Origin of the sequence: Aeromonas sp. 602200 (genome assembly GCF_049173895.1) — a bacterium.
Taxonomy (GTDB): Bacteria; Pseudomonadota; Gammaproteobacteria; order Enterobacterales; family Aeromonadaceae; genus Aeromonas; species Aeromonas veronii_A.
Map to the genome: position 1 here is coordinate 147,870 of NZ_JAAKSL010000008.1, position 20,458 is coordinate 168,327.

At 61.5% G+C, this 20,458-nt stretch carries 20 protein-coding genes; 6 read left to right on the forward strand and 14 right to left on the reverse strand.

Going from position 1 to position 20,458, the window contains the following annotated elements:
• Positions 1–6 precede the first annotated feature (6 nt).
• Complete coding sequence (ilvM, locus tag G5221_RS11820) at positions 7–285, reverse strand: acetolactate synthase 2 small subunit (RefSeq protein WP_005339613.1); 279 nt, start codon at positions 283–285, stop codon at positions 7–9.
• Entirely contained in the window at positions 282–1,928 is a 1,647-nt protein-coding gene (gene ilvG / locus G5221_RS11825) for an acetolactate synthase 2 catalytic subunit (protein ID WP_245132247.1), read from the reverse strand. The genes ilvM and ilvG overlap by 4 nt, the downstream gene beginning before the upstream one ends.
• Positions 1,929–2,312: 384 nt before the next feature.
• Here ilvG and G5221_RS11830 point away from each other — a divergent pair, with 384 nt between their 5' ends.
• The 3 genes from G5221_RS11830 to G5221_RS11840 all read left to right on the forward strand — a co-directional run bounded on the left by G5221_RS11830 (position 2,313) and on the right by G5221_RS11840 (position 5,820).
• Positions 2,313–3,827: a YifB family Mg chelatase-like AAA ATPase gene (locus tag G5221_RS11830; RefSeq protein ID WP_245132244.1), complete on the forward strand. Its 1,515-nt coding sequence runs from the start codon at positions 2,313–2,315 to the stop codon at positions 3,825–3,827.
• Between the two features lie 127 nt (positions 3,828–3,954).
• Complete coding sequence (locus G5221_RS11835) at positions 3,955–4,854, forward strand: acyltransferase (RefSeq protein ID WP_421263283.1); 900 nt, start codon at positions 3,955–3,957, stop codon at positions 4,852–4,854.
• A 6-nt stretch (positions 4,855–4,860) separates the two neighbouring features.
• Entirely contained in the window at positions 4,861–5,820 is a 960-nt protein-coding gene (locus tag G5221_RS11840) for an acyltransferase (protein ID WP_421223243.1), read from the forward strand.
• On the opposite strand, the gene G5221_RS11845 is transcribed toward G5221_RS11840, so the two are convergent.
• Both G5221_RS11845 and G5221_RS11850 read right to left on the reverse strand, forming a co-directional pair.
• Positions 5,751–6,251 (reverse strand): DUF523 domain-containing protein, encoded by a 501-nt coding sequence (locus tag G5221_RS11845; protein WP_421223241.1) that lies wholly within the window; start codon positions 6,249–6,251, stop codon positions 5,751–5,753. The two genes, G5221_RS11840 and G5221_RS11845, sit on opposite strands and share 70 nt — an antisense overlap.
• Complete coding sequence (locus tag G5221_RS11850; protein WP_005339607.1) at positions 6,248–6,898, reverse strand: NUDIX hydrolase; 651 nt, start codon at positions 6,896–6,898, stop codon at positions 6,248–6,250. The genes G5221_RS11845 and G5221_RS11850 overlap by 4 nt, the downstream gene beginning before the upstream one ends.
• Positions 6,899–6,972: 74 nt before the next feature.
• Here G5221_RS11850 and G5221_RS11855 point away from each other — a divergent pair, with 74 nt between their 5' ends.
• On the forward strand, positions 6,973–7,608 hold the full coding sequence (locus G5221_RS11855) for a nicotinamidase (protein ID WP_005356142.1): 636 nt from the start codon (positions 6,973–6,975) through the stop codon (positions 7,606–7,608).
• Between the two features lie 89 nt (positions 7,609–7,697).
• Positions 7,698–8,876, forward strand: coding sequence for a nicotinate phosphoribosyltransferase (gene pncB, locus G5221_RS11860; RefSeq protein ID WP_042062464.1), 1,179 nt, complete (start codon positions 7,698–7,700; stop codon positions 8,874–8,876).
• A gap of 73 nt (positions 8,877–8,949) precedes the next feature.
• Here pncB and G5221_RS11865 read toward each other — a convergent pair whose 3' ends face one another.
• From G5221_RS11865 to rph, 9 genes are all read right to left on the reverse strand, one after another.
• Complete coding sequence (locus G5221_RS11865; RefSeq protein ID WP_005356138.1) at positions 8,950–9,558, reverse strand: thiol:disulfide interchange protein DsbA/DsbL; 609 nt, start codon at positions 9,556–9,558, stop codon at positions 8,950–8,952.
• 137 nt (positions 9,559–9,695) lie between these two features.
• A complete protein-coding gene (locus G5221_RS11870; protein ID WP_040095068.1) occupies positions 9,696–10,685 on the reverse strand; it encodes a serine/threonine protein kinase in 990 nt (329 codons plus the stop codon).
• 103 nt (positions 10,686–10,788) lie between these two features.
• A complete protein-coding gene (gene ccoG, locus G5221_RS11875; protein ID WP_160881484.1) occupies positions 10,789–12,240 on the reverse strand; it encodes a cytochrome c oxidase accessory protein CcoG in 1,452 nt (483 codons plus the stop codon).
• 155 nt (positions 12,241–12,395) lie between these two features.
• Positions 12,396–12,659, reverse strand: a complete 264-nt coding sequence (locus tag G5221_RS11880; RefSeq protein WP_005339598.1) for a YihD family protein — start codon at positions 12,657–12,659, stop codon at positions 12,396–12,398.
• 30 nt (positions 12,660–12,689) lie between these two features.
• The gene (locus tag G5221_RS11885; protein ID WP_005339596.1) at positions 12,690–13,844 is read right to left on the reverse strand and encodes a GGDEF domain-containing protein; all 1,155 of its coding nucleotides are present in this window, start codon (positions 13,842–13,844) and stop codon (positions 12,690–12,692) included.
• Positions 13,845–13,971: 127 nt separating this feature from the next.
• Complete coding sequence (gene cueR, locus G5221_RS11890) at positions 13,972–14,361, reverse strand: Cu(I)-responsive transcriptional regulator (RefSeq protein ID WP_005356117.1); 390 nt, start codon at positions 14,359–14,361, stop codon at positions 13,972–13,974.
• Positions 14,362–16,791 (reverse strand): heavy metal translocating P-type ATPase, encoded by a 2,430-nt coding sequence (locus G5221_RS11895; protein ID WP_421263284.1) that lies wholly within the window; start codon positions 16,789–16,791, stop codon positions 14,362–14,364. It lies immediately after the preceding gene.
• 179 nt (positions 16,792–16,970) lie between these two features.
• Complete coding sequence (gene pyrE / locus G5221_RS11900) at positions 16,971–17,624, reverse strand: orotate phosphoribosyltransferase (protein ID WP_010676102.1); 654 nt, start codon at positions 17,622–17,624, stop codon at positions 16,971–16,973.
• A gap of 75 nt (positions 17,625–17,699) precedes the next feature.
• Positions 17,700–18,416: a ribonuclease PH gene (gene rph, locus G5221_RS11905; protein WP_005339589.1), complete on the reverse strand. Its 717-nt coding sequence runs from the start codon at positions 18,414–18,416 to the stop codon at positions 17,700–17,702.
• Positions 18,417–18,563: 147 nt separating this feature from the next.
• Here rph and G5221_RS11910 point away from each other — a divergent pair, with 147 nt between their 5' ends.
• Entirely contained in the window at positions 18,564–19,427 is an 864-nt protein-coding gene (locus G5221_RS11910; RefSeq protein ID WP_421263285.1) for a YicC/YloC family endoribonuclease, read from the forward strand.
• A 120-nt stretch (positions 19,428–19,547) separates the two neighbouring features.
• Here the strand turns inward: G5221_RS11910 and G5221_RS11915 are convergent, their stop codons facing one another.
• Positions 19,548–20,453 (reverse strand): LysR substrate-binding domain-containing protein, encoded by a 906-nt coding sequence (locus tag G5221_RS11915; RefSeq protein WP_421263286.1) that lies wholly within the window; start codon positions 20,451–20,453, stop codon positions 19,548–19,550.
• Between the last annotated feature and the right edge of the window lie 5 nt (positions 20,454–20,458).

The window sequence follows — 20,458 nt, forward strand, 5'->3', positions numbered from 1 at the left end:
GGCTCCTTAAGCTCTGATCCGGGGTTGCTGTTCCAGTGCATCGACCCGGGAAACGTCCACCAGCTTCACCAGCTGGCTCCACAACTGCTGGATGGGACGCACCGACTCGACAGTAACCGTGATCCGCAGCTGTTGGCAATCCTGCTCCATGTTGAGGGCGCAGAGAGCGAAGCCGCGGTGACGCACCACCCGCAGCACCCGCTCCATCACTTCCGGTCTGGGCTGGGCGTGGATATGCAGGGTGTGCTGTGCAAATGCTGGCTGGGCAAGGGTGTGCGGGTTCATGGGCGTTGCTCCATCATCTGGTGGTTGGCGACTCCCGGTGGAACCAGGGGCCAGACGTTTTCTTCCTCTGAAATGGCCACATGCAGCAGATAGGCGCTCTCGCTCGCCAGCAGGCGATCCAGTGCCGGACCTATCTCTTCCTTGCATGTGATGGTCTCGCCGGGAATGCCGAAGGCGGCAGCCAGGGCGACGAAATCGGGGTTGTCGGACAGATTGGTCTCGCTGTAGCGACCGTCGAAGAACAGCTCCTGCCATTGGCGCACCATACCGAGGCGCTGGTTATCCAGCAGCACCATCTTCACCTTGAGCTGAGCGCGGCGGATGGTGCCGAGCTCCTGCACGTTCATCATGAAAGAGCCGTCACCGCTTACCAGCACCACTTCATCCTCCGGGCGCGACATCTTGGCGCCGATGGCGGCGGGCAGACCGAACCCCATGGTGCCGAGACCGGCGCTGGAGAGGTGGTTGCGCGGGCTGGTGAAGCGCATGTGCTGGGCCACCCACATCTGGTGCTGACCCACGTCGCAGGCGACCACGCTGCTCTCCGGCAACTTGGCAGATAGCTGTTTGAGCAGAGCTGGGGCATAGATGGCCTGACCCGGGTGGTCGTAGCGAAATGCATATTCGCGGGCCATGGCGGCGCAGTGTTCACGCCAGGGGGCGATGTCGAGAGTCATGGCGAGGCGCGGCAGCACCAGCTTGAGATCCGTGGTGATGCCCACCTCAGCGGCACGGCGCTTGCCGAACTCGGCGGCATCCACATCGAGATGGATCACCTTCGCCTCGGGGGCAAACTCCTCCAGCTTGCCGGTCACCCGATCATCGAAACGGGCGCCCACCACCAGCAGCAGATCGCACTGCTGCACCGCATAGTTGGCCGACTTGGTGCCGTGCATGCCGAGCATGCCCAGATAAACGGTACTGTCGGGGTCGAGCGCGCCGATCCCCTTGAGGGTGGTGACCGCTGGCATGCCGGTGGCGGCGGCAAAGTCACGCAACTGCTGCTCGGCATTGGCCATGCCCACTCCGCCACCGACGTAAAGCACCGGACGCTCGGCGGCAGCCAGCAGGGTGCGGGCTGCGGTCAGCTCCGAGGGGTTGAGCACCTCCGGCTCCTCCACCGCAAACAGAGGGCTCTGGGGCGGCACGGCGGCCAGTTGCACATCCTTGGGGAGATCGATCAGCACAGGACCGGGGCGCCCTTCGGTGGCGATGGCGAAAGCTTCTGCCAGCACTCGCCCCAGATCGGCGGCATCAGTCACCATAAAGGAGTGCTTGGTACAGGAGAGGGACATGCCGAGCACGTCGACCTCCTGAAACGCATCGGTACCGATGGCGGAACAGGGCACCTGACCGCTGATGGCCACCAGCGGCACCGAATCGAGCAGCGCCTCCGCAAGACCGGTTACCAGATTGGTAGCGCCGGGGCCGGAAGTAGCGATGCAGACCCCCACCTGACCGGAGGCGCGGGCATAACCCACCGCCGCCATGGCGGCACCCTGCTCGTGGCGACAAAGCTGATGGGCCAGACCACCGTCATACAGGGCATCGTAGACCGGCATGATGGCTCCGCCCGGGTAACCAAACACCTGGGTCACCCCCTGTTTCTTGAGAGCCTGTACCAAAAACTGCGCGCCGTTCATGTGGAAAATCCTGTCCTTTGGTCGAAAAAAAACCCCCGAGCTGTGAGGCTCGGGGGTCGCTTGTTTCGTTCTGTCCGGTGGTGGGTCTATCCCTTGTTCCGTGCAGCTAAACGAGCCCCGAGCGGTGAGATAATAATCACCACTAGGACCACAATAATGCTGACGAAACGGGAGGACATGTTCATAGTTACAACCGGAAATCCTGTGAAATTGGGGCGGTTTCTACCGCGAATGGCTATTAGAACTAGCACGGTGATTTTTATTGGGCAAGCCTTTTTTCTGTGACAACCCACTGATTTTGGCTATTCCCCAGCCGGAACTCTGGAATAAAAAACCAACAACAAGCAGTTAGTCAGAACATATATCAACTCAAGGACGGGATTTATGTCATTAGCTGTGGTTTATAGCCGTGCCAGCCTCGGGATCGCGGCCCCGCAAGTTACAGTGGAAGTTCACCTCTCCAACGGCCTGCCCGCCTTCAACATGGTCGGCCTGCCGGAAACCTCGGTGAAGGAGTCGCGGGATCGGGTGCGCAGCGCCCTGCTCAACGGCAATTTCGAGTTCCCGAGCAAACACATCACCGTCAATCTGGCCCCCGCCGATCTGCCCAAGGAGGGAGGCCGCTTCGATCTGGCTATCGCTATCGGCATTCTCGCCGCTTCCAAGCAGATACCGGCAAAATATCTGCTCGATCACGAATTTTTAGGGGAGTTGGCCCTGACAGGCGAAATTCGTCCCGTACTCGGGGTACTGCCTGCCGTACTCGCCTGCCGGGATGCGGGACGCACCCTGCTGGTACCGCGAGAGAACGGCCCGGAAGCCTCTCTCATTCAGGATGCCGAGGTGCGCACCGCCCATCAGCTGCTGGCCGTCACAGCTTGGCTGGCAGGCCAGTACGAACTGCCGCTGCCGGATCCCCAAAGCGCGGAGAGCCTGCCAGATGTGCCGGACCTGCAGGATGTGATCGGCCAGTCACAGGCCAAGCGGGCGCTGGAGATCGCCGCCGCCGGCAGCCACAACCTGCTGTTCATCGGCCCGCCCGGCACCGGCAAGAGCATGCTGGCGAGCCGATTGCCCGGCATCTTGCCGCCGCTGAGCGAGCAGGAGGCGCAGCAGACCGCCGCAATCCACTCCATCGGTGGCCTCACCCCGCGCGCCGGTCACTGGCACCACAGACCCTATCGCACGCCCCACCACAGTGCCTCAGCGGTGGCGCTGGTGGGCGGTGGCAGCCACCCGCGGCCCGGCGAAATTTCGCTGGCCCACAACGGGGTGCTGTTTCTGGATGAATTGCCCGAATTCGAGCGCAAGGTGCTCGACTCCCTGCGTGAGCCGCTGGAGACGGGCCACATCACCATCAGCCGGGCCGCCCGCCAGGTGGATTTTCCCGCCCGCTTCCAGCTGGTCGGCGCCATGAATCCCAGCCCCTGTGGCCACTATGGCGACGGCCAGACCCGCTCCAGCCCGGATCAGATCTTGCGCTACCTCGGCAAGCTCTCCGGCCCCTTTCTCGACCGCTTCGATCTGACTGTGGAAGTGCCACTGCTACCCAAGGGGAGCCTGACCGGCAAGGCGGAGCGGGGGGAGTCGAGCCAGCAGATCCGCGATCGGGTACTGGTGGCACGGGAGCGCATGCTGAGTCGCAACGGCAAGCTCAACAACCTGCTGGATAGCCGTGAGATAGAGGATATTTGCCGCCTATCACCGCAAGATGCCGAATTTTTGGAGAACGCCATCCAGAAGCTGGGGCTCAGCATCCGGGCCTGGCATCGCATCCTGCGGGTGTCACGCACCATCGCCGATCTAGCCGGGCAACCCGCCATCGGCAAGGAGCATCTTATCGAGGCGCTCGGTTACAGGGCCATGGACAGGCTGCTGTCGCGATTGCGCAGCAGCTGACAGGAGGGAAAAGGGTGAGTCCAACCCCGTAACGGCTCTGAATGGTCTCACGGGCAATCGGCTGATATTATGGCCACAGATCTGACCACTTGATGGCCCTTTATCGACAGCAAGACGGACCCGACTCATGCCCAACAAGCTGACAGAGCGACTGCGCGGCAGCCTCTCCACCCTGCTCTATTTTTTCAACACCCTCTTCTGGTTTGTCCCCATCTTCTCGCTGGGTCTGCTCAAGCTCCTGCTCCCCCTCAAGGGGTGGCGCACCCTCTGCAACTGGCTGCTCGATGGCTGTGCCAGCTGCTGGATCGGTTTCAACAATCTGATCCAGAAAACCATCATCAAAACCCCTTTCGAGGTGGTCGGAGTGGACAAAGGGCGCCGGAATGAGTGGTATATGGTGATTGCCAACCATCAATCCTGGGTCGACATACTGGTACTGCAGCGGGTTTTTAACCAACAAATTCCCTTCCTGAAGTTTTTCCTCAAGAAAGAGCTGATTTGGGTGCCTTTTCTCGGTCTGGCATGGTGGGCGCTCGACTTCCCCTTCATGCGGCGATATTCCAGGAAATTTCTGGAAAAGCATCCCCATCTGAAGGGAAAAGACATTGAAACAACCCGTAAAGCCTGTGCCAGGTTCCGCCACATTCCAGTGAGTGTGATGAACTTCGTCGAAGGCACCCGCTTCACCAAGGGCAAACATCAGAAGCAGGGTTCGCCCTATCGTCACCTGCTCCACCCGAAAGCAGGCGGCATCGCCTTTACCCTGGCAGCCATGGGTGACCAGTTGCATCAACTGGTGGATGTCACCATCGCCTATCCGGACGGCATCCCCAGCTACTGGGACTTCATGTGTGGCCGGGTCAGGCAAATCAAGGTTCAGGTCCGCTATTTGCCGATCGACCGCAAGCTGGTGGGGGATTACTTCAATGACCCCGAGTTCCAACAAGAGTTTCAACAGTGGTTGAACGGGATCTGGCACGAAAAGGACCAGACCCTGAGCCAACTGCTGGCAACCAAGGCGCAGTAAACATTCATGCTATCCCTGCTTCCCGGCCCGCTGGTGCTGATCATCAGCGCGGGCCTGACCATCCTTTTCACCGCCTTGTGCGCCAGCCTGATCCTGCTGGTGTCGCTGGCCAAACTAGTACTGCCGATCCCGGCCTTTGGCCGTGCCTGCAGCCGGCTCAACAACCGCTTCATGCGCCTGTGGCTGGCCTGCAATGCGCTGGTGATCCGCCTCACCACCCGTATTGACTGGCAGGTGGAGGACAATACCAAGCTGCGCAAGGATGGCTGGTATCTCATCATCAGCAACCATATGAGCTGGACCGATATCGTGGTGCTCGGCCACCTGTTCCGGGATAGGCTGCCGGTGCCCAAGTTCTTCATGAAGCACGAGCTCATCTACATACCGCTGCTGGGGCTCGCCTGCTGGGGGCTCGATATGCCCTTTATGCGCCGCTATTCGCGAGAATTTCTGTTAAGAAATCCGCATCTGCGCGGCAAGGATATCGAGACCACCCGCAACGCCTGCGAGAAGTTTCGCCACATCCCCACTACCGTCATCAACTTCGTGGAAGGGACCCGTTTCACCGAGCAGAAACGGGATGCGGCCCGCTCCCGCTATCGTCACCTGATGCCGCCCAAAGCGGCAGGACTGGCCTTTACACTGGCGGCCATGGGCGAGCAATTCGACAGCCTGATCAACGTCACCATCCGCTATCCGGACAACGCCGAGACCCCGTTCAAGGACTTCCTGATGGGACGGGTAAAACGCATTCAGGTGCGGATTGAGGAGCTGCCGGTGAATGAACAACTGATAGGAGATTACTTCAACGACAAGCAGTTCAAACGCGGTTTTCAGGAGTGGCTAAACCAGCGCTGGCAGGAGAAGGACGAGGTGCTGGAGGGGTGGCAGAGCGGTCAGGTGCCGGTTGCCGCCAAATCCGGGGAGGAATCCAAAGAGAGCGCAGAAGCCAACTCGGCCAACTGATCTTCGGAAAAGACCACAATCCCGTGGCGGCGCAGCAGGGCGGTGGTCTTGCCTTCGCCAGCCACAGAAACACCTTCGAAGCGGCCGTTATAGATACGGCCGCTGCCACATGAGGGGCTCCCCTCTTTCAGCAGGGCGAAGCGAATGCCCTGCGTCTGACAGATTTCCAGCGCCAGCTCGGCGCCGCGATCAAACTCGGCAGTCACATCCAGTCCGCTCGCCGTCACTACGCGCTCGCCCTGCCGCTCGGCAGGAAGGCGTGGGGTCGGCAAACCGCCAGCCACTTCGGGGCAGAAGGCCAGCACCCGCCCCTCGGCACCCAGCTCACTCAGCCAGTCGCTGACGATCCCCTTGCTCTGACCGTCGTAACGCACCGGCTGACCCAGCAGGCAGGCACTCACCAGCACCTTGTGCACGCTGGTCTCACTCATGCTTCCGCTCCATGCATCACTTGATCGAACATCACGCAGCAGGGGCTCTCCAGCCGGTAGAGGATGGCAGGGCGCTGTTTGCCGGTGCGCTTGCGGCCGGTATCCACCAGAATGTCGGCGCGATGAATCCGCTTGCGAAATGCCGCCGTATTCATGGGTGTTTGCAGGATGATTTCGAAGGCGCGCTGCACCTCGGAGAGGGTGAACTCGGGCCCCAGCAGTTGTAGCGGCAGGGTGCTGTAACGGCTCTTGATCCGCAGCCGCTCCAACCCCTTGGCGATGAGCTGGACATGGTCGAAGGCGAGGCTCAGCCCCGGCAGGTTGGCGAGCGGATGCCAGCAACCGTGGATCGCTTCCACTTCCGGATCGACCAGACAGAGATAGACCAGGGTCGTGGACCAGCCGCGGGGATCCCGCTCCAGATTGCCGAGGGTGCAGACCTGCTCGCTGTAGCAGTGACCGAGCCCCCACTCCGCCAGCAGACGGCGCTGGGCGGCATCCAGATCCCGATCCCGGGTCTCGTCGATGCGCAGCGCCGGCAGTTGCCAGCAGTGGGCAAAGGGGGGGCGATCGCGGGTCTCGAGCAGCAGCTCGAGCCGCTCCTCATGCAACCGCAGCACCACCATATCCAGACTCATTCTCAGCATGCCGATCGCCCTGCTCGCCTTCCATTAATGTTTGGTAGATAATATCACACGAATAGTATGTGCAGGAGCCAATCATGGGAACCGTCGCCAGCCTGGATATTGATGCGCAGAAGGGCTTTACCCCCCTCTGCCCGAACGAACTGCCCGTCGCGGGCGGTGATGATATTGTGGCTGCGCTCAACGCTCAGGCCACCCTCGCCACGCTGCGGATCGGCAGCAAGGACTCTCACCCTGCCAATGCCGACTGGGCCGTCTCTGACCCTGCCGGTATGCTGTTGCCGCTGGATCTGCCCAACGCCGACCTCACCTGGCCGGTGCACTGCGTACCGGGCAGCAAGGGCTTCGAGCTGCTCGACGGCCTGCCCGCTCCCATCGACTATGACTTCTTCGTCTGGAAGGGGGTCGAGCCGGATCTCCATCCCTACGGCACCTGCTTCCACGACCTGGCAGAACGGCGCAGCACCGGACTCATCGAATTTCTGCAAGCCCGCCAGGTCGATACCGTACTGGTCGGCGGCCTCGCCACCGACTACTGTGTCAAAACCAGCGTGCTGCAACTGCGCCGCGCCGGTTTCCGGGTGATCGTCCATCTCGATGCCTGCCGTGGCATCGCCCCCGCGACGGTTGCCAGCGCCCACACCCAGATGATCGAGGCAGGGGCCGAACTGGCCCAGACCCTGATCGATGTACAACGCCTGCTGGACGCCTGATATGCCCCTCATCCTCACCAGCCTGTCCGATAGCGGCGCCTGCAATTTACCTATGCAACTGGCGTTCGCCCGCCTGCGGGGAGCCTGATATGCCACCGATTCTTACCAGCCTGCTCGACACCGACGCCTACAAGCTGCATATGCAGCAGGCGGTGTTCCATCGCTATCCGGATGCCGAGGTGGTGGCCGAGTTTCACAGCCGCAATGAAGAGGATCTGCTGCCCATGATGGGGCAGATCGAGGAGCAACTGCGCCTCGCCGGATCCCTGCGACTGACCAAGCCCGAGCTCGATTTTCTGGCCGAGCGCCCCTTCTTCACCCCTGACTACCTCGACCACCTGCGCCGCAAGCCGCTAGACGCCTCCCTGCTCAAGGTGTTCGAGCAGGATGGTCGTATCAATGTGCGGGTCGAGGGCCCCTGGCAGGATGTGATCCTGTGGGAGATCCCGGTGCTCGCCATCATCAGCGAGATGCGCAACCGCTTCCGCTACCCCCAGTTCGGCGTCAGCCACGCACTGGAGCGGCTCGATCAGAAGATCGACAAGCTGGAGAAGGAGCTGAGCCGCGACGAGATGAGCGAGTTCAACCTCATCGACTTCGGCACCCGCCGCCGCTTCTCCCACGCGGTACAGGATGCGGTAGTGGGTCGCCTCAAGGAGCGGCTGCCGGCGTTTCGCGGCACCAGCAACTACATGCTGGCCCAGAAGTACAAGCTGCCCGCTGTCGGCACCCAGGCCCATGAGTGGTTCCAGGCGCACCAGCAGCTCGGCTTCCCGCTGGAGCACAGCCAGCGCGCCGCCCTCACCAGCTGGCTGGACGAGTTCACCGACCATCTCGGCATCGCCCTGACCGACTGCATTACCATGGATGCCTTCCTGCGCGACTTCGACTTCGAGCTGGCCAGCAGCTATCAGGGCTTGCGTCACGACTCCGGCGATCCCGTGGTGTGGGGCGAGAAGGCGATCAGCCACTATCAGCGCCTTGGCATCGACCCCACCGACAAGACCCTGGTCTTCTCCGACGGGCTCAACCTCGACAAGGCGGTGCAGCTGTTCCGCCACTTCCGTGGCCGCATCAACACCAGTTTCGGTATCGGCACCAAGCTCACCTGCGATCTGCCCGGTGTCAGCCCGATGAACATCGTGTTCAAGCTGATCGAGTGCAATGGCGGCCCGGTCGCCAAGATCTCCGACAGCCCGGGCAAGACCCTCTGTCGGGATGCGGAGTTTATCCGCAACCTCAAGCAGGCGTTCCACGTCGGGGTCTGATCTTCCCGACAACCAGAAAACAAAAAGCCCGCCGGTTCACACCGGCGGGCTTTTTTAATCAACTCAAAAGGTATCAGTCTTTCTTGGCCAGCAGGAACTGCACCAGCTTGTTGAACTGCTCTTGAGAGGTGATGGATTCAATCTTCACCATGTACTTGCCGTTCACCAGGAAGGCCGGTACACCGCGAATGTTGTAGCTCTCGGTGTTGCGATCGAACTGGGAGACCATGCCGGAGACGGCGAAGCTGTCGACGGCACCGTCGAACTCTTCAGCCGGTACGCCGTTGTCCACGAAGATCTTCTTCACGTCGTCACGGCTCATCGGCGGCTGACGCTGGGTGTGGATCTTGTTGAAGATGGCCGGGGTCAGCTTGGCTTCGGCGTTGAGCAGGCTGGCAACGGCGTAGGCACGCTGCATCTCGGGGCCCATCTCGCGGCCGAGGAAGGCAACCGGGTTCTTCTTGAGGGGCACACCCTCTGGCAACCCGGCCTTCAACTGTTCAACGATCGGTTCGAAGGTAGCGCAGTGCGGGCAGTAGTAGGAGAAAAACTCCATCACTTCCGGCTGGGCACTGCCAGTCTGTTTGACCACATCGTAGTTGACGCCTTCCTTGAACTCTGGGGCGGCGTGAACCATGGGGATCATCAGCATGGCAGCAAGGAAAAATAGAACTTTTTTCATGATGTTTCCTGTTAAGGGATCACTGTGAGGCACGCCCGGCGAACCGAAGCAGTGCCAAGCCTATTGTTTCGCCATGCTGACGTCAATGGTCAGGGCCGGAGATCGAGTCCCCCTTGCCGCGCAAGATCCCTTCTATTTCACCAGTTTGGCATCAGGCTCAACGGTGGCGCCTTGAGGGCCTCCAGCTGATCGTGCAGGGTCGCTATCTGTTGACGCCAGTAGTGATCGGTATTGAACCAGGGGAAGTGACGGGGGAAGGCGGGATCTTCCCAGCGCCGCGCCAGCCACGCCATGTAGTGAACGATGCGCATCGCCCGCAGCGGCTCGATCAGCGCCAACTCCCGAGAGTCGAACTCCATAAACTCCTCGTAGCCCGCCAGCAGGGTGTCGAGCTGGATCTGCTGCTCGTGGCGCTCGCCGCTGAGCATCATCCAGAGATCCTGAATCGCGGGACCGGTGCGGCAATCATCGAGGTCGACAAACATGGGGCCATCGCGCCAGAGGATGTTGCCCGGGTGGCAGTCGCCATGCAGGGAGATCTGCGCCACATCCAGGGTCATGGCGTCGCTGACATGCTTGATCAGCTCATCGAGCACCCCGAAGAATTGCTTCGCCAGCCCGCTTGGCAGCCATTCGCCAGACGCCAGCAGCTGACGCGGTTCGTGCAGCATGCTCTCCACATCGAGCCGTACCCGATGGTGGAACGGCTTGCTGGCGCCAATCTGATGAATGCGGCCGAGGAAACGCCCCACCCACTCCAGCTGATCGAGGTTATCCACCTCGAACTGGCGGCCACCGACGCTCTGCCAGATGGCAAAGGGGTAGCCCTCATGCTCCAACAGGGTCTCGCCTGCGAAGGCGAGCGGCGCGGCGACCGGGATCTCAGCCTCCGCGAGGCGGGTGGCAAACTCGTGCTCTTCGAGGATCTGGGCCCGGCTCCAGCGGCCGGGACGGTAGAACTTCACCACATAGCGGCGACGATCCTCATCCTGAAACTGATAGACCCGGTTTTCGTAACTGTTGAGCTCGATAAGGCCGGAGTCGAGCCGCAGGCCACTGAGATCGAGCGCATCCATGATGAGGTCGGGATTGAGGTCGGAATAGTTGAAACGCATGTCATCCACCATAAGAAAGGGGCGCCGTTGCGCCCCATTCTATCACCACTGCCCGGCATTGCCGTGCTCGCTGGTGACCGGACTGGTGTCATGCCCGGCCCGCAGCCACACGCAGTTATAACCGGCTGATAAACTTGCTGCCCTGGCGCAGGTTGCCCTTGCTGTCATCGGGCGCCGCCCCCTCCCGTTTCAGCACGAACTGGATATCCAGCGCCGGCCGTTTCAGGTTGTAGGGATCGACCGCCAGACTGACCGGCAGGGTGTAAATCTCGCCCGCCTTCAGGGTCACTTCACGGGGGCCGAACCACTGATACTCGGGCAAACCCTCCACATCCAGCTGGTAGGTCTGGGACTGCAGAGTCTTGTTGAGGATCTTGAGGGTGTAGGTGTTCTCGATAAGCCCCTCGCTGTTTTCGCGGAACAGCTGGTTGCGATCCCGCAGGATATCGAGCCCCATCGGCATGATGGACATGGCATTGTAGACAAAGACCCCCAGCATCACCGCCATCACCAGCCCGTAACCGATCAACTTGGGCCGCGCCACATGGGTGGAGTCGTTGGCCAGCTTGTGCTCTGTGGTGTAGCTGATGAGCCCTTTCGGGTAGCCCATCCGCTCCATGGTCTGGTCGCAGGCATCGACGCAGGCGCCGCAGTTGATGCACTCGTACTGCAGGCCATCGCGGATGTCGATACCGGTCGGGCAAACCTGCACGCAGAGATCGCAGTCGATACAGTCGCCCAGCCCCATCGCCTTGGGATCCGCCTTGCGGGAGCGGGCGCCACGGGTCTCGCCACGCTTGGTGTCATAGCCGACGATGAAGGTGTCCTTGTCGAACATGGCGGACTGGAAGCGGGCATAGGGGCACATGTGGATACACATGATGGCGCGCATCCAGCCTGCGTTGCCGTAGGTGATGATGGTGAAGAAGATCACCCAGAACAGCACCCATCCGCTGGCCTGCAGGGTGAAGAGCTCTGGCACCAGTTCAGTCACATCCTGGAAGTAGGCGACGAAGGTCAGGCCGGTCACCAGCGAGATCGCCAGCCAGGCGAGATGCTTGGCTCCCTTGCGGGCCAGCTTCTCGCCGCTCCAGGGCGCCTCGTCCAGCTTGCGCCGCTTGTTGGCGGGCCCTTCCAGCTTCTCTTCAAACCAGATGAACATGAAGGTCCAGACCGTCTGCGGGCAGAGATAACCACACCAGACCCGACCGAGGAAGGTGGTAATAAAGAAGAGTCCGAAGGCGGCGATCATGAAGAGCCAGGCGAGCAGGGTCAGATCCTGCGGCCAGATGGTGGCGCCAAAGATATGGAACTGCTGGTGACCGAGGTCGAACAGCACCGCCTGTCGCCCGTCGTAACGCAGCCAGGGCAGCAGCACGAACAGCGCCACAAAGAACCAGCCCATGGCCTTGCGCATCCGCTGCCAATACCCTTTCTGGGCCCGCACATAGATGCGGTTGCCCGGATTGAATCTGTCGTCGCTGGCTTTGAACGTATTGGGGTTGAAGGTCCCGGTTACGCCCTTGTCGGTGACGTCCTTGATATCGATTTTATCGTGGTCGGCCATTGCAAGACATCGCTCCCTTATTTGTTATGGAGCGGATTATATCTTAAACAACATGCTAATTGTGTGGATTAGATGTATCTAATATTGGGGTTGGATCGCAATTTTCGGCAACAAAAAAGCGCATCACCCCGAGGTGATGCGCTTCCGCTAAAGATTCACTTGATTCCGCGTGCCTTGAGCAGCGCCTCTTTGAAATCGGGCACATGATCCTTGGCCAGACCGGGGATCATCGCCTGCTTGTCGGATTCCCGCATCTTGAGGTGATAGATCAGCATGTCGTCGGTCAGCTCGGACAGAGGCCCTTCAAATCCCGCTTCTTGGGCCAGTTTGGCAACAAACTGCACCAGGCTGAGATCCTGTTCCTTGATCCAGGCAGGCTGCAACAACTCCAGCAGCTCTTCGATACGATGACATTGCATAGACAACCTCTTTAATCTGTCACGTTAAATTCAGGCAACCTTACCCATCAAGGCTACTTCGATTCGATCCCGCCCATTATGCTTGGCCTGATAGAGTGCCGCATCCGCTTTTTGGATCAAATCGGCGATTTTCATGCTGTTGTCCGGTATCAGTGTCGCAACACCAAAACTACATGTGACCCTACCGGAGACCAGTGACTTCTGGTGCGGGATGGCCAGCTCCTTAAGCGCCTGCCGGACATTGTCCGCCACCTGCAACGCCCCCTGCATGCCGGTGCAGGGCAGCAGCAAGGCGAACTCTTCGCCCCCGTAACGGGCCGCCAGATCGTCCTCGCGCCGCTCCACCTCGGCCAACAAGCCCGCCACCTGTTGCAGGCAGTCATCCCCCAGCTGATGGCCGTAGAGATCGTTGAACTGCTTGAAGTAATCCACATCCACCAGCACCAGCGACAACGGCGCCCGGGCGCGATGGCAGCGCCGCCAGGCCCGCTCCAGAGAGTCGTCGAGATGGGCGCGGTTGGCGATGCCGGTCAGGCCATCGAGGCGGGAGGTGAGACGCAAATGCTCGGAGACCGCCTTCAGTTCGGCCACCAGCTCGGCGTTGGAGAAACGGTGGTGGAGCGAGGCGATCTGATCCCGCCGCATCCGGCGCAGCAGGGTCGGCAGAAAGACAAACAGATAGCCCGCCAGCATGCAGGAGACAATCCGCTCCTGCTCGTTGCCATTGCCCAGCTCGAACAACATCGCCATGCCCAGCGGCAGGGCGGAACCATAGAGGGTACGGCGGCTGCCAAACAGCATGATGGCGCTGCCGGTAAGAATGAGGCTGGAGAGCATCATCATGGCGGCCCGGTAGGTATCGGGCAGCTTGTCCATGTAGAGCAGCACCCCGAGGGCCCAGATGATGGAGGTGATGGTGGCTCCGATAAAGAGCTCCCGCTCCAGCACCGGCAACGGCGTCTGGTGCAGGCGGGCTCGGCGCCAGCGCAAGTGCCAGCCCCGACCCAGTAGCCACAGGAAAGTGCCTGCCAGCCAACCGAGCGCTTCGATGGCGGGTAGATAGTCGTGAAACAGCAGACTCCAGCCAAATGCCAACACGCCCAAACAGGGGAGACTGAACGATGCATGGGTATAGAGCTGGGCCATGATGGCCTGCTTAACCTGGCGTGTCACACTCTGGGTCAACTGAGTACTCCTGTACAAGAGCCGAGCAGTCTACCATTACCCCCTGACCCGCAACAATAAAGCGCCGCTTATTAAGAAGTTAATCAATCAATAACGATTTCTTCTGCGCTGGCAGGTGAGTCCTTGCTCACCCCTTCTCCAATTCGTCGAGGATCGGGCACTCGGGATTTTCATCCCCGTGGCAGCAGCAGACCAACCCTTCCAGGGAGGTAAGCATGGCCTGCAAGCCGGCAATGCGGGCCCGCAGATCGACGATCTTCTCCTGCGCCAGCTTCTTCACCTGGGCGCTGGTTCTGTGCTCGTCACGGTAGAGCGCCAGCAGCTCCTGACACTCCTCCAGATTGAAGCCGGTCTCCCGCGCCCGCTTGACGAAACGCAGCTCCCGCAGCGCCCCCTCGGTGTAACTGCGATAGCCGTTGTCACTGCGTACCGGGGCTGTGATGAGGCCAATGCTCTCGTAATAACGGATGGTCTTGGCGGTCAGCCCCGTGGCCTTGGCAACCTTGCTGATGTTCATTTATGCCTCCTTACTGATCGGGTTGGATGCTGGCCCGTGCGCCGCCCTGGGCTGCCAGCGTTTCAATAACAGGGAATTGCTCAAAACGGTAATGCTGCTCAGGGCCATGGCCGCCCCCGCCAGCTCGGGGCTGAGGTAACCCAGTGCCGCCAGCGGAATGCCGATGATGTTGAACACGAAGGCCCAGAACAGATTCTGCTGTATGGTGCGCCAGGTCGCCGCCGAGATGTCGATGGCATCGGCCACCAGCCGCGGGTCGGATCGCATCAGGGTGATGGAAGCAGTCTCCATCGCCACGTCGGAGCCGGAGCCCATGGCGATGCCGACGTCCGCCGCCGCCAGCGCCGGGGCATCGTTCACCCCATCCCCCACCATAGCCACCAGCCCGCGGGTTTGCGCCCGCAGCGCCTCTACTTTCTCCACCTTGCCAGCTGGCAGCACGGAGTCAAAGGCTCCGTCCAGTCCCAGCTTGGCAGCGATATGGGCCACGGGGGCCGGCGCGTCGCCGCTCACCAACCAGCTGGCGATACCGCGCTGACGCAGATTGGCGATGGCATCCGGACTCTCCGGGCGCAGGGTATCGGCCAGCGCCGCGATGCCGGCGACCGTGCCATCAACGGCAACCCAAACCCGGGTCGCCCCATCGGCGGCTTGTTCATCCTGTTGCGGCTGATCAATGCCGAGCTGGGCCAGCAGGGAGCCATTGCCGATGGCGACCCTATGGCCCGCCACCTGACCGACAATACCGGCACCGACCCGCACCTCCACCGCTTCCGGCTGGGGCAGCACGGCATCCTGACCGACCGCCTCGCGCATCGCCAGCGCCAGCGGGTGTTCGCTCGCCTGCTGCAGGGCGGCAGCGAGGCGCAGTTGCTCGTCATTGCCGCTCCAGCTCGCCAGCACCGGCTTGCCTTGAGTGAGTGTGCCGGTTTTGTCGAAGATGAGCGCCTTGATGGCGTGGGCCTTCTGCAGGGTATCCACATCCTTGATCAGAATGCCGTGACGCGCCGCGACGCCGGTACCGGTGACGATGGCCGCCGGTGTGGCCAGCCCCAGCGCACAGGGGCAGGCGATCACCAGCACCGCCACCGCTGCCAGCAGAGCCTGAGCAAAGTCGTTGCTGATGGCGTACCACACCAGCAGGGTGAACAGGGCTATGGCCATCACCACCGGTACGAACACGGCGGAGACCTTGTCCACCAGTTGCTGCAGCGGGGCCTTGCCCATCTGGGCGCTCTCCACCAGCGCGATGATCTTGCTGAGGCTGGAGTCCTCCCCCACGGTAGTGGCTTCGATCTCCAGCACGCCGGAGCGGTTGATAGCGCCACCCAGCACCTTGTCGCCCACACTGCGCGGCACCGGCAGGCTCTCGCCGGTGAGGATCGACTCGTCCAGCTCGCTGGCGCCGCTCACGATTTTGCCGTCCACCGGCACCCGCTCACCCACCAACACCCGCAGCCGATCGCCGCGCAGCACCTCATCGATGGCGACGCTCTGCCAGCTCTCGCCACGCCAGACGGTGGCGGTTTCCGGCCGCAGCGCCATCAGTTCGCGAATAGCGGACTGGGTGCTGCGTCTGGCCCGCGCCTCCAGCAACTTGCCGAGGGAGATAAGGGTGATAATGATGGCGCTCGCTTCGAAATAGAGCTTGCCGCTGGCAGCCATTCCCAGCGTCAACAGCAGATAGAGGCTGTAGAAGTAGGCGGCGCTGGTACCGGTTGCCACCAGCACATCCATATTGGCTGCGCGGTTCTTGATGGCAAGCCAGGCGCCGCGATAGAAACGGGCCCCGATCCAGAACTGCACCGGGGTGGCGAGCACCAGCTCCAGCCAAGCGGGTAGATGCCAACGGAACAGTCCGGCCATGGCCAGCATCCCCACCAGCAGCGGCAAGGTCAGCAAAGCCGAGACGATGACCCGGATCTGCGCCTGACGGGCAGTGGCGGCCTCCTGCGCCTCCCGCTCCAGCAACTGCTGGCGGCGGCCGCTGGCCGAACCCTGTGCCAGCTGGGCGCCAAAGCCAAGCGCCTCGATCTGCTCGCGTAAAGCGGCGGGCGTCTGCATCCCGGGGATCAGCACGATGCGGGCCTGTTCGATGGAGAAGTTGACCTCGGCGGAGATAACGCCAGGCAGCGCGGCCAGCATTTTGTTCAGTCGAGCCGAACAACCGGCACAAGTCATACCGGTAATTTGAAACAAAAAGGTCTCGCTGCCGTAGTCGTAACCCTGACTCTTGATGCTGTCGAGCACCGCAGACAGGCGATCGGGGCTGGCCAACTCGATGGCCGCCTGCTCCAGCGCGAAGTTGACGGTGGCCGATACCCCGTCGAGTTTGTTGAGACTGGCCGCGATACGGCCTGCGCAGTTGGCGCAGCTCATGCCGCTGAGCGGCAACTGCAGATGAATGGGTGATTGAAGATGAGTGGTCATGTTGTTCCTCCCCGGAACCCGTCGGCACAACAAAACGCCGACTGGCAAACCCTAACCTTTACTGTAAGGGTAAACTCAAGCCACATGATCCACTTTTTGCAGATGAAAAAACGGCGCCCGTTTGCTGCCAGAGAGCCAACGGGCGCCGCCTTCAACTATTGTGCGGTGTGAACTGCGACTCAGATACCGTACTGGGCGCGGTAAGCCTTCATGGCCGCCAGTTGCGCCGCCAGCTCCGGCTGCTCGGCCTGCTTCTCTTCCAGATACTGGATCAGGTCGCTCATCTGGATGATGGCGATAATGTGGGCGCCGTAGTCACGCTCCACCTCCTGAATGGCGGAGAGCTCGCCCTTGCCCTTCTCCTGACGATCCAGCGCGATCAGCACGCCGGCCAGCGAGGCGCCGTTGGCCTGGATCAGATCCATGGATTCACGGATGGCTGTGCCGGCAGTGATAACGTCGTCCACCAGCATGATGCGACCCTTGAGCGGGCTGCCCACCAGATTGCCGCCCTCGCCGTGATCCTTGGCCTCCTTGCGGTTGAAGCACCAGGGCACATCCACATCGTGCTGCTCCACCAGCTGCACGGCGGTGGCGGAGGCGATGGGGATCCCCTTGTAGGCCGGGCCAAACAGCACATCAAACTCGATGCCGGCATCCATCAGAGCAGCGGCATAGAAGCGGCCGAGACGGGCCAGATCGCGGCCGCTGTTGAACAGACCGGCGTTGAAGAAGTAGGGGCTTTTACGACCGGATTTCAGGGTAAATTCACCGAATTTGAGGACCTGTTTCTCCAGGGCGAACTCGATAAATTGACGCTGGTAGGCTTTCATTCTGGCTCCTTGCTTGGCTTGTCGTTGTCTTGTGTGGGGGTATAAAAAAACGCGGTCAATGCCGCGTTTTTAAAATCAGGAGAGCGACTGCTTCTGCAGCGCAATGATGTCGGCGATGCCGCCCTTGGCGAGCGCCAGCATCTCCAGCAGCTCTTCATGGGTGAAGGGCTCGGCCTCCGCGGTGCCCTGCACCTCGATGATGCGACCATCTTCGGTCATCACCACGTTCATGTCGGTCTCGGCGGCGGAGTCTTCGATGTACTCCAGATCGCAGATGGCTTCGCCCTGATACATGCCGACGGAAACGGCGGCGATCATCTGCTTGAGCGGACTCTGCTTGATCATGCCCTTCTCCACCATCCAGTTCAGCGCATCCACCAGCGCCACACAGGCACCGGTAATGGAGGCGGTGCGGGTGCCGCCATCGGCTTGCAGCACGTCACAGTCAACTGTGATGGAGTGCTCGCCCAGCGCAGTCAGGTCTACCGCCGCGCGCAGGGAGCGGGCGATCAGACGGGAGATCTCCAGAGTGCGGCCACTCTGCTTGCCGGAGGCCGCTTCGCGGTTCATCCGGGAGTGAGTGGAGCGCGGCAGCATGCCGTACTCGGCGGTGACCCAGCCCTGATTCTTCCCTTTCAGGAAGCGCGGCACGCTGGTGTCGACGCTGGCGGTGCAGAGCACGCGAGTGTTACCGAACTCCACCAGCACTGAGCCTTCTGCATGTTTGGTGAAATTGCGGGTAATGGTAACCGGGCGAAGTTGCGCGGCACTGCGATCGCTTGGACGTGACATGGAACGGACCTCTGGGCTGGCTCAAATTGGCGGGGGATTATAAGTGATCCCGCCCCAAATATCAGCCGCTAAAACCACGGCATCGGCTGACGAGCAGGGCCGGGCTGAGTATACTGGCCGCACACTTCATCAAGCCCGGAACAATCAATGATTCACAGCATGACCGCCTACGCCCGCAAGGAATTCAAGGGCGACTGGGGCACAGCCGTTTGGGAAATTCGTTCGGTCAACCAGCGCTATCTGGAAACCTACATTCGCCTGCCGGAGCAACTGCGCAGCCTGGAGCCGGTTCTGCGTGAGCGTTTCCGCGCCAAACTGCAGCGCGGCAAGGTGGAGTGCAACCTGCGCTTCGAGGCCGCTCAGGCCGCAGCCAGCCAGCTCCATATCAATGAAGAGCTGGCCAAGCTGATTATCGACAGCGCCAGCTGGGTAATGAAAGAGGCGGGCCAGGGCCAGCTCAACCCGGTCGATGTACTGCGCTGGCCGGGCGTCATGGCTGCCGCCGAGCAGGACATGGACGCGGTCGCCACCGAGCTGATGGCCGGTTTCGACCTGACCATGGAAGATTTCCTCGCCTCCCGCGCCAGCGAAGGGGCCAACCTCAAGGCCCTGATCGAACAGCGTCTGGCCGGCATTCAGGTGGAAGTGAAGAAGGTGCGCGTCCATCTGCCGCAGATCATCGAGTGGCAGCGCCAGAAGCTCACCGACCGTCTGGCCGAAGCCAAGGTGGAGCTGGATCCGGCCCGCATCGAGCAGGAGATCGTCATGCTGGCCCAGAAGATCGACGTGGCCGAAGAGCTGGATCGTCTGGAGATGCACATCAGCGAAACCAACAAGATCATGAAGAAGGGTGGCGCCTGCGGTCGCCGTCTCGACTTCATGATGCAGGAGTTCAACCGCGAGTCTAACACCCTCGGTTCGAAGTCGATCAACGCCGAAGTGACCCAGTCCGCCGTCGAGCTGAAAGTCCTCATCGAGCAGATGCGCGAGCAGATCCAGAACATCGAGTGATGGGTCGCTGACCATCCGGTTGTTACCTGCAAAAGAGCCCTTGATTCCTCAAGGGCTCTTTTATTTTCCGGCCATCGCACCTGTCGCCCACCGCCGGTAAGTCAGCGGCTGGGAAGCGCCCTAGCCTATCGGCATCACCAGCGCCGGTTGCTGCGGGTCGCTCAGCCGCTCGGCGAGGTAGTCCACCAGCAGCCGCACCTTGGGGGAGAGGTGGCGGTTATGGGGATAGAGGGCCCAGATCCCCTCCGCCGGCGCTCGCAGTTCCGGCAGCAGCTCGATCAATTCGCCCCGGGCCAGATGGTCGCTCACGTAGTAGTCCGGCAGCTGGATGATGCCGATCCCCTTGAGAGCCGCATCCAGCAGGGCGTGGCCACTGTTGCACTGCAACAAGCCGCGCACCCGTACGCTGTGGGGGCGGCCATCCAGGGTGAAGTGCCACTCGTCGCTGTTGCCCACCAGACAGGTGTGGCGGGTCAGCTCGGAGAGGCTGTTGGGCATGCCGTGGCGGGCGGTGTAAGCCGGTGAGGCGCAGACATAGGGCACCCGCTGCGCCAGCTTGCGCGCCACCAGCGTCGAATCCTTGAGATGGCCGAGCCGCAGCGCCAGATCGTAACCCTCATGCACCAGATCCAGCAGCTGGTTGGTGAGGTTGAGGTTCACCTCCAGCTGGGGGAAACGCACCATGAAGTCGTTCACCAGCGGGGCGATGCGGCTCTCGCCGTAGGAGACGGGGGCCGTGATGCGCAGGGTACCCTGCGGCACCGCCTGATGACGCCCCACCGCCAGCTCCGCCTCGTAGAGGTTGTCCAGCAGCTGACGGCAGTGGCGATAGTAGATCTCGCCAAGCTCGGTGAGCCGCACCTGACGGGTGGTACGCAGCAGCAACTTGGCCTGCAGCCGATCTTCCAGCTGTGCCACCTGACGGCTGACTTGCGCCACCGACACTCCCAGCTTGCGCGCAGCCGGGGTAAAGCCCCCCTGCTCCGCCACGCTGACAAATTCACAGATCCCTTCCCAGCCGAACATTATTA